The organism is Protofrankia sp. Cj3, assembly GCF_917627355.1.
GTDB lineage: Bacteria > Actinomycetota > Actinomycetes > Frankiales > Frankiaceae > Protofrankia.
Genome location: NZ_CAKJTR010000131.1, coordinates 10,828 through 12,577 on the forward strand (window position 1 = coordinate 10,828; position 1,750 = coordinate 12,577).

Annotated in this window: 2 protein-coding genes and 1 pseudogene; all 3 read right to left on the reverse strand. The window is 69.8% G+C overall.

What is annotated here, in order from left to right:
- Window positions 1–215: pseudogene (locus MJ783_RS16730) on the reverse strand (heat-shock protein HtpX); the annotation flags it as partial.
- A gap of 80 nt (window positions 216–295) precedes the next feature.
- Window positions 296–1,021 carry an MIP/aquaporin family protein gene (locus tag MJ783_RS16735; RefSeq protein ID WP_239311379.1) on the reverse strand — a complete coding sequence of 242 codons (726 nt, stop codon included), beginning with the start codon at window positions 1,019–1,021 and terminating at the stop codon, window positions 296–298.
- Between the two features lie 68 nt (window positions 1,022–1,089).
- Entirely contained in the window at window positions 1,090–1,662 is a 573-nt protein-coding gene (locus MJ783_RS16740) for an ArsI/CadI family heavy metal resistance metalloenzyme (protein ID WP_239311376.1), read from the reverse strand.
- Window positions 1,663–1,750: the final 88 nt, after the last annotated feature.

Genomic DNA, 1,750 nt, shown 5'->3' on the forward strand with positions numbered 1-1,750 from the left:
ATCTTCGGGGTCTGGGTGGTGATGTCGATGCCGACTTCGGCCATGGCCGCCACCGCGGCAGGGTTGATCTGCTCAGCGGGCATCGACCCGGCGGAACGGACCTCGATCGCCCCGGCCGCGAGATGGGAGAGCCAACCGGCGGCCAGCTGGGAGCGTCCCGCGTTGTGGACGCAGACGAACAGTACCGAGGGTTTCGTGGACGGCTTCGTGGACACGGACGGTTCTTCCCTTCACGAAGAGCGGTCGGTCAGCGGGGCGGGAGCGTCAGATCCGGCAACAGGCTGACCAGTAATGATCATTGTCTGAGCGCGCCGTCGGCAGCCCACGTGTCAGGTTGGTCCACCGTGCCGTTCGGGGTCACGGCCGGCGAGTGTGCGACGACGACGGTCGACGCCGCGGCCGGGCTCAGCCCGGGGTAGAACACCCTGATCAGTGCGATACCGACCAGCCCGCCGGTGAGCTGGGCGGCGACGAACGCCGGGACGGACGCGGGGGCGATACCCGCGAAGGTGTCGGAGAACATCCGTCCCACCGTGATCGCCGGGTTGGCGAAACTGGTCGAGCTGGTGAACCAGTACGCCGCGCCGATGTAGGCCCCGACCGCCGCCGGTGCCCGGTCGGCCCGCCCCGAGCGGGCAAGGGCGAAGATGACGAGGAGCAGGCCGACCGTCGCCACGATCTCGGACAGCAGATGCGCGCCGGACGCCCGGTCATGGGTGGAGATCGACACCGCCGCCTGCCCGAACATGACGTTGGCGAGCACCGCACCGGCGACGCATCCCGCGACCTGGGCGGGCAGATAGGCCGCGACGTCCCGCCAGGGCAGACCGCCGAACAGCGCGTCGACGGCGGAGACCACCGGGTTGATGTGCGCGCCGGACACCGGCCCGACCATCAGAATGATCGCGAACAGGCCAGCCGCGGTCACCGTGGCGTTCTCCGCCAGTTGCAGACCGATCTGGTTCGGGCTGAGCTGTTGGGCGGCTATCCCGGAGCCGATGACAAGGGCGGCCAGCAGCATGCTGCCGAACGCCTCCGCCGCGACCCGCCGCGCCAGCGGCGGGCGCTGGTCCGCGGTCACGGCCGGGGTCAACGGCCAGCCACCGGGGCCACGGTCAGGGCCAGCGGCTCCGGGCCACCGATGCCACCACACACAGGCCCGCATGCGCAGGCCGACCCCGGCGTGCCCGGTTCGGCCTCCCGCTGGACGGCCGGCCGTCCAGCGACGCCAACGCCAACGCCGGCATCGGCATCGGCATCGGCATCGGCATCGGCATCGGCATCGGCATCGGCGAGGACGGTGTAGACCTCCCACGGCGCACCGTCCGGGTCATCTACCCAGACCTTGTCCTGCACCGCGTAACAGCACGTCGTGGCTTCTTCGGTCGCTGTGGCCAGCCCCAGACCGGCCAGCCGCGCGGCCGCCGCCGTCACCTCGCCGGTGGACTCGACCTCGACACCGAGATGGTTGAGCGCGCCAGCCACCCCGGCTTCCCGGGCCGCCGGGTTCTCGATCAACACAAGCTTCAGCGGCGGGACCTCGACCGCGAAGTTCGCGTACCCGGGCCGGCGCTTCGCCGGCCCAACCCCGAACAGCTTCGAGTAGAAGCTCACGGCCGCGTTCACATCGGACACGTTCAGCGCCAACTGGACCCTGGCCACGACGACCACCTCACATCGATCCGCGTCTATGTACTGCCAGGGCAAGCATGGACCCAAACATAGACAGCCGTCAATGTCATCGATCGAT